The organism is Streptomyces sp. NPDC059564 (assembly GCF_042735575.1).
Classification (GTDB): Bacteria; Actinomycetota; Actinomycetes; order Streptomycetales; family Streptomycetaceae; genus Streptomyces.
The window spans coordinates 21,954-29,211 of record NZ_JBHWBP010000074.1 but is presented as its reverse complement, the minus strand read 5'-3'; the positions used below and the strand labels follow the sequence as shown (position 1 = coordinate 29,211).

Annotated in this window: 5 protein-coding genes; 4 read left to right on the top strand and 1 reads right to left on the bottom strand. The window is 72.6% G+C overall.

Features of this window, described 5'->3' with window-relative positions; translation table 11 throughout:
- Positions 1–5 precede the first annotated feature (5 nt).
- Entirely contained in the window at positions 6–1,502 is a 1,497-nt protein-coding gene (locus ACFV0Q_RS15755) for an FAD-dependent monooxygenase (RefSeq protein ID WP_385005508.1), read from the bottom strand.
- Between the two features lie 323 nt (positions 1,503–1,825).
- Here ACFV0Q_RS15755 and ACFV0Q_RS15750 point away from each other — a divergent pair, with 323 nt between their 5' ends.
- The 4 genes from ACFV0Q_RS15750 to ACFV0Q_RS15735 are packed head-to-tail and all read left to right on the top strand — an operon-like array spanning position 1,826 to position 7,176.
- Positions 1,826–2,059: a phosphopantetheine-binding protein gene (locus ACFV0Q_RS15750; protein ID WP_385005506.1), complete on the top strand. Its 234-nt coding sequence runs from the start codon at positions 1,826–1,828 to the stop codon at positions 2,057–2,059.
- Positions 2,056–3,306: a cytochrome P450 gene (locus ACFV0Q_RS15745; protein ID WP_385005504.1), complete on the top strand. Its 1,251-nt coding sequence runs from the start codon at positions 2,056–2,058 to the stop codon at positions 3,304–3,306. The genes ACFV0Q_RS15750 and ACFV0Q_RS15745 overlap by 4 nt, the downstream gene beginning before the upstream one ends.
- The gene (locus ACFV0Q_RS15740; RefSeq protein WP_385005502.1) at positions 3,303–4,040 is read left to right on the top strand and encodes a thioesterase II family protein; all 738 of its coding nucleotides are present in this window, start codon (positions 3,303–3,305) and stop codon (positions 4,038–4,040) included. The genes ACFV0Q_RS15745 and ACFV0Q_RS15740 overlap by 4 nt, the downstream gene beginning before the upstream one ends.
- A gap of 52 nt (positions 4,041–4,092) precedes the next feature.
- Positions 4,093–7,176, top strand: coding sequence for a type I polyketide synthase (locus tag ACFV0Q_RS15735; protein WP_385005500.1), 3,084 nt, complete (start codon positions 4,093–4,095; stop codon positions 7,174–7,176).
- The last annotated feature ends 82 nt before the right edge of the window (positions 7,177–7,258 follow it).

The window sequence follows — 7,258 nt, the reverse complement described above, 5'->3', positions numbered from 1 at the left end:
GTCTCTCACCCCCGCAGGGCGGGACCGAACCAGGTGGTGAGGGCGGTCCGCAGCGCGAGGGTGTCGGGCACGCCGTCGGCCGCCCAGGCGACATGGCCGTCGGGGCGGATGAGGAGCGCGGCCGGAGCACGGACCTCCCCGAGGGCCGGGACGGGCCAGAAGTCGTCCTCGCTCCGCGCCTCGACGAGGTCGACGCGATCGGCCCAGCCCGCGACGGCCGCCGCCGGCCCGGCGCTGCCGCTCAGGTCGAGCAGTACGGGGCGGCCGGAGTGCAGCAGCTCGTAGACGCGGGTGGCGCCGTCGGCCGCCTTGAGGCCGGCGTCGGGGACCCGGCGGCCCGCCAGCTTGTGGTCGCCGCCGGCCGGATAGCGGATGTCCAGCGCGGTCAGCATGCCGCGCAGGTGCCCGTTGACGTCGTCGAACACCATGAGCGAGCCGAACACCTCGCGCAGCGCGTCGGTCTGAGCCCCGGGGCGGGCCAGGGCCGACTGCGCCCGGGTGTTGTGCAGCACCCGCTCCCCGACGGGGTGCCGCTCGTCGTGGTAGCTGTCCAGCAGGCTCTCCGGCGCCCGGCCGCGCACCACCGAGGCCAGCTTCCAGCCGAGGTTGAACGCGTCCTGCACGCCCATGTTCAGCCCCTGCCCGCCGGCCGGGAAGTGGATGTGCGCCGCGTCGCCCGCGAGCAGCACCCGGCCCTGCCGGTACCGGGCGGCCTGCCGCGCGGCGTCGTTGAACCGGGACACCCACCGCGGGCTGTGCATCCCGTAGTCGGTGCCCGCCAGCCTGACCAGCGACTCCCGGAGCTGCTCGAACGTCGTGGGTTCGTCGCGGTCCACGACGCGGTCGTACTCGGAGGTGATCACCCGGAACCAGCCCGGCTCGAAGGCGATCGCCGAGAAGTCACCGCCCGCGCAGCGCCGCACCCAGACGTAGTCCTCCGTCAGACCGGGCAGCTCGACGTCTCCGATCAGCGCGGTCATCGTCGCCTCGGTGCCGGGGAAGTCGATGCCCGCCAGCTTGCGCACCGTGCTGCGCCCGCCGTCGCAGCCCACGAGGTAGCGGGCGCGCAGCGTCTTCGGCGCCCCCTGCTCCGTACCCAGTTCGACCGTCACGCCGGCCTCGTCCTGGCGGATCCCGCACACCTCGGACGACCTGCGCACCCGCACGCCGAGCTCGGCGGCCCGCTCCTCCAGCAGCCGCTCGATGGCGGACTGCAGGATCATCAGCGGATAGGGGTGCCTGGACTCCGACTCGTCGAATTCCAGATAAAGGCCGGAGAAGTGGCCCACCGGCTGCAGTTCGCCGACCGCGAGGAAACGCTCCAGGATTCCGCGCTGGTCCAGCACCTCCAGGGTGCGCGAATGCATCCCGCCGGCCCGTGATTCGCCCGTCCGCTCCGCCAGCCGCTCGACCACCACCACGTCGACGCCCGCCAGCCGCAGCTCGCAGGCGAGCATCAGGCCTGTCGGCCCGGCGCCCGCGATCACCACGTCCGTATCCATGCCGGTATTTCCCACGTCGTTCCCCCTCACTCCACTGAGCCTCTAACGTCGTTAAATCACCTCCACGTTCACTGAACGCGGATCAGCCGGTCAAGGAACGCCGGTGCCGGGACGGGACGAGCCGCTGTCGAACTTGCCTGTCCCGCCGGCGGGACAGGCACCGGCCACCGCCCTTACGGTGTGCGCGGAGGCGAATTCACGCGACACTCGATTCGGCCATTCAGAGAATTTATCCCGCCGGCGGGACAACGCATATGCCCTCCCGGTGGCCGTAAAGGACGCGAGCGGGCATTCCCGGTCGGCGGAGGAAGGAAAGACTGGCAATGGAATCGTCGCTGGCGCAGGAAATCGCGGAACTGTGGAGGCAGCACCTCAACTCCGGCGAGATCGGGGTGGACGACGACTTCTTCGGGCGCGGCGGGAACTCGCTGAGCGGAATCAAGATCATCGAGCAGGTGTCGGAGGACTACGGCGTCAAGCTGTCCGTACGCGACTTCTACCTGGCGCAGACCCCGGCCCGCGTCGCCGAGCTCATCGAGCGGGGGAGAGCGGCATGAGGCTGACGCCCGGTCCCGGGCGCGACATCGACCTCGACGCCGTCGACCTGTTCGACCTGGACCTCTACGGGACGGGCGATCCGCACCCGGTCTGGGACGTGATGCGGGCCAGGGCGCCCCTGCACCACCAGGTCCTGCCGGACGGCCGGGAGTTCTGGTCGGTCACCCGCTACGAGGACGTCCGCCGCGTGCTCAGCGACCACCGCGAGTTCACCTCCGAACGCGGCACCGTCCCCACCCACCTCGGGACGGACGACGTCGCGGCCGGCGTGCTGATGACCTCCACCGACCCGCCCCGGCACACCGAGGTCCGCCGCCCGCTCGGCTCCAAGCTCACCGCCCGCGCGGTGAAGTCCTGGGAGGACGGCATCCGCGCGACGATCGTGCGCTTCCTGGAGCCCGCGCTCGACGGCGAGACGTTCGACCTGGCCGAGAAGGCGCTGCTCCTCCCGGCGATGGTCACCGGCCCCCTGCTGGGGATCCCGGAGAAGGACTGGGCGGAGCTCGTCCAGCTGACGGCGATGGTGACGGCCCCGTCGGACCCGCACTTCCAGATCGGCAGCGAAGCCGCGACCCTGGCCATCTCCCACCACGAGCTCGTCACCTACGTCAAGGACTGGGTCACGACGCGGCGGGCGGACGGCGGCGAGGGCGACAGCCTGCTCCACCACCTCATGAGCGTCCGCCCGGGAGGCGTGCCGCTGGACGACGAGGAGATCGCCCTCGACGGCTACAGCATCCTCCTGGGCGCCAACGTGACGACCCCGCACACCGTCTCGGGCACCGTGCAGGCGCTCATCGAACGCCCCGTGCAGTTCGACAAGGCCGCGGCCGACCTGTCGCTGGTCCCGAACCTGGTCGAGGAAGGGCTGCGCTGGACGTCGGCCGCCTGCAACTTCATGCGGTACGCCGTGGACGACGTCGAGATCGGCGGGGGCACGATCCCGGCCGGCGGCGCGGTCGTGGCGTGGATCGGGTCCGCCAACCGGGACGAGACCCTGTTCCCCGACCCGCACACCTTCGACATCACCCGCGAAGGCGCCAAGCGCCAGGCCGCGTTCGGGTTCGGGACGCACTTCTGCATCGGCGCGCCGCTGGCCCGGATGACGCTGCGCGTCTTCTTCGAGGAACTGCTCCGGCGGTTCGCCTCGATCGAGCTCGCCGGCGAACCGCAGCACCTGCGGTCGTACTTCATCGCAGGGATGACCCACCTCCCCATCGTCGGCCAGAAACGGCACACGCCATGACAACCGGCACCACCACCGCCCCCTCGCCGTGGTTCCCCCGGCCGCGGACCACCGGCCACGCCGCCCGGCTCTTCTGCTTCCCCTTCTCCGGGTCCGGGGCGTCGGCGTTCAGCGCCTGGCCGGCCGCGATCGACGGTGCCGAGGTCTGCCCGGTGCAGTTCCCCGGCCGCGAGAACCGCCTGGGCCACCCCCACTACGGCACCTACGAGGACCTGGCCGACAGCCTGGTCGAAGCGCTGGAGCCGCTGCTGGAGCGGCCCTTCGCGTTCTTCGCGCACTGCGCCGGCGCGCTGCCCGCGTACGAGACCGTCCTGCGGCTCGCCGCACTCGGCCTGCCCGGGCCGGACCGCCTCTTCGTCTCGGGCCAGCCGGCCCCCCACGACGCCTCGCGCGACCGGATGCTCACCCTGACCGAGCCCGAGCTGCGCGCCGAGCTGGAGTCCTTCGTCCGCGGCCGCGGGATCGAGCCGCGGCCCGACATGATCGACATGGGCATGACCGTGCTGCTGCGTGACCACGCCGCCGCGGGCGCCTACCGGCGGACGGAGCCGGTCAAGGTCGACTGCCCCGTCGTCGTCGTGCACTGGCGCGACGACCCCGACGTCACCCTCGAAGAGCTGGAGGGGTGGCGCCGGTACGCGGATTCGGTCGAGATCCGGGTGGTCGACGGCGGCCACTACGACTTCATGGACGCGCCGGAGGAGCTGCTGAGGCTGCTGGCCTCCTGGCGGTGACAGCAGTGCAGCCCGCAAGAGCCGTATGCCGAGGGAACCGGAAGGAATTCGTATGAGTGGCGCAGCCGCCGGCATCGCCGTCATCGGGATGGCGTGCCGCTTTCCCGGCGTGAACAACCCGGGTGAGTTCTGGCGCCTGCTGTCCGACGGGGAGTCGACCGTCGGACAGTTCCCCGAGCACCGGGCGGCCGGCTCGACGTACACGTCCCATCCGGACGCCGCCACCCTGAAGTCGGGTTCGTTCCTCGACTCCATCGACGGGTTCGACGCGGAGTTCTTCGGCGCGGGCGCGGCGGAGGCGGCCGCCATGGACCCCGTGCAGCGGCTGGGGCTGGAGCTCGCCTGGGAGGCCGTCGAAGACGCCCGCGTCCCGGCGGGCGCGCTCGCGGGCCGCGAGATCGACGTCGTGGTCGGCGCCGCGCCCTCCGGGTACGACCTGCTGCGCAAGCTGTCCGGCAGCGACCAGGACGACCACTACGCCGCACTCGGATCGAGCGGTGCGCTGATCGCGAACCGCATCTCGAGCCTCTTCGACGTCCGCGGCATGAGCTTCTGCGCGGACTCGGGCCAGTCCTCCTCGCTCGTATCGCTGGCGCTGACCTGCGAACGGATACGCGCCGGCGCGGTCGACATGGCCATCGCGGGCGGCGTGCACCTGATCACCGACCCGGAAGCGGGAGCCGGCCTGGCGAACCTGGGCGCCCTGTCGCCCGACGGCCGCTGCTTCACCTTCGACGAGCGGGCCAGCGGTTTCGCCCGCGGCGAGGGCGGGGCGTTCGTCGTCCTGAAGCGGCTCGACCTCGCCGTCGCCGACGGCGATCACATCTACGCGGTGGTGCGCGGCTGGGGCGTCGGCAGCGGCGGCGCGTCCACCCGGATGCCGGATCCCAGCCCCGGCGGGCAGGCCGCCGCCGTACTGGCCGCCCTCGACCGCGCGGCCGTCCCCTTCGACAGCGTCGACTACGTCGAGGCCCACGGCACCGGCACCCGCATGGGAGACCCGGCCGAGATAGCCGGCCTGCGCGAGGTGTTCCGGGAAACCGGCCGCAGCCGCCCCCTGGTGATCGGCTCGGCGAAGACGAACGTCGGGCACCTGGAGCCGGCCGCCGGCATGGTCGGCTTCGTCAAGGCGGCGCTCTGCGTGGACCGCGCCCAGCTGGTCGCGAGCCTGAACTTCCGCTCCCCGAACCCGGCCATCGAGGACTTCCACGAGGACTTCGAAGTCCTCCGGGCCGCCCGGCCCTGGCCGAGCGCGCCCGGCCGGCCGCGCCGCGCCGGGGTGTCGGCGTTCGGCATGGGCGGCACCAACGCGCACGTGATCCTCGAACAGGCCCCCGAGCCGCGGACGGAGCCCCGCACCACGGGCGAGGACGAGACCCCCGCGGACGCCACCACGGTGCTGCCGTGGGTGCTGTCGGCGCGGTCGGAGCCGGCCCTGCGCGAGCAGGCGGCGCGCCTGCGGGACCTCGTGGCCGCGGACCCCTCGCTGTCGGCGGCCGACGTCGGCCACTCGCTGGTGTCGACGCGGTCCCGGTTCGGCCACCGGGCGGTCGTGCTGGGCGGCAGCCGCGAGGAGTCACTGGCCGGCCTCGACCTGCTGGCGGCGGGCGGCGAATCGGAGCGGGTGGTCCGCGGGGCGGCCGCGGGACCGGCCGGCCCGGTCGTCTTCGTGTTCCCCGGCCAGGGATCGCAGTGGCTCGGCATGGGCAAGCGGCTGTACGCGGAGTCGGAGGTCTTCGCGCGCGGGATCGACGAGTGTGCCGAGGCCCTGGCGCCCTGGGTGGACTGGTCACTGGTGGACGTGGTGACCGGTGCGGAGGCGGCCGCTTCGCTGGACCGGATCGACGTGGTCCAGCCGGCGCTGTTCGCGATGCTGGTGTCGCTGGCACGGGTGTGGGGTTCGCTCGGGGTGACACCGGACGCGGTCATCGGCCACTCCCAGGGCGAGATCGCCGCGGCCTGCGCCGCCGGCGCCCTGACCCTGTCCGACGGGGCCAAGATCGTGGCCCTGCGCTCCCGGCTGCTCGCCACGGTCGCCGGGCAGGGCGCCATGGCCGGGATCCTGCTGCCCGAACAGCGGGTGCGGGAGCTGCTGGGGCGGTGGGGTTCCCGGGTCGGGATCGCCGCGGTCAACGGACCGAACTCGACCACCGTCTCGGGCGAGACCCGGGCGGTCGAGGAGCTGGTCGCGGCCTGCGAGTCCCAGGGCGCCCGCGCGCGGCTGATCAAGTCGACCGTTCCGGGACACTCCCCGCTGCTCGACCGGTTCGAGGACCGGATGAGGGACGGGCTGGGCCGGATCACCCCCATGCCCTCGCCGGTGGCGATCTACTCCACGGTGACCGGTGACCTGATCGACCCCGCGGAGCTGGACGCGGCCTACTGGTTCCGCAACCTGCGGCAGACGGTCCGGTTCGAAGCCGCCATGAAGCGCGTCGTCGAACAGGGCCACGGCACCGTCATCGAGATCAGCCCGCACCCGGTGCTCCAGGTGGCGGTGGAGGAGACCGCCGACGCGCTGGCCGCCTCGCCGGTGGTCGTCGCCACCCTGTACAAGCACGACGGGAGTACCGGCCGGGTCCTGGCGTCGCTCGCCGAGCTGTACGTGCGCGGTGCGTCGGTGGACTGGGAGGCGGCGTTCGCCGCGGACCGGCCCCGCCGGATCGGCCTGCCGACGTACGCGTTCCAGCGGCAGCGGTACTGGCTGACGGCGCCCGACGACAGCGGCACCCCGGACAGCCCCTCCGTCCGGGCGAACACCGGGGCGGCGGCGGACCTGGGCTCGGAAGCGGCGGTCCTCACCCTCGTGTGCGCCGAAACGGCGGCGCTGCTGCGCGCGAAGGGCGTGGACCTGACGGCCGCCGATCTCGCGGCGAGGCCGGCCGAGAACTTCAAGGTCCGGGGCCTGGACTCCTCGATGGCGGTGGCACTGCGCAACCGGCTCGCCGCGGCGGCCGGAGTACGGCTCCCGGCCACCGTCGCGTTCACCTACCCCACTCCGCGAACGCTCGCCGGCCACCTCTTCTCCCTCCTCGCGCCGCAGGTGCCCGATGCCCCGGAAACGGTGGAGGAAGCGGCCCTGGAAAGCCGCGGCGACGACGATCTGTTCGAGCTGATCGACCGCGGATACGTGTAGCAACACCGTTCGTATAAGCAACTGTTGGGGGAGGCCCTGGTGGAGGAAGTCGACAAGCTCCGGTCCTACTTGCGACGCGCCG

Coding starts and splice junctions, on each gene's coding strand:
- ACFV0Q_RS15755 (WP_385005508.1), bottom strand. CDS start 1,502: ATGGATACGGACGTGGTGATCGCGGGCGCCGGGCCGACAGGCCTGATG.
- ACFV0Q_RS15750 (WP_385005506.1), top strand. CDS start 1,826: ATGGAATCGTCGCTGGCGCAGGAAATCGCGGAACTGTGGAGGCAGCAC.
- ACFV0Q_RS15745 (WP_385005504.1), top strand. CDS start 2,056: ATGAGGCTGACGCCCGGTCCCGGGCGCGACATCGACCTCGACGCCGTC.
- ACFV0Q_RS15740 (WP_385005502.1), top strand. CDS start 3,303: ATGACAACCGGCACCACCACCGCCCCCTCGCCGTGGTTCCCCCGGCCG.
- ACFV0Q_RS15735 (WP_385005500.1), top strand. CDS start 4,093: ATGAGTGGCGCAGCCGCCGGCATCGCCGTCATCGGGATGGCGTGCCGC.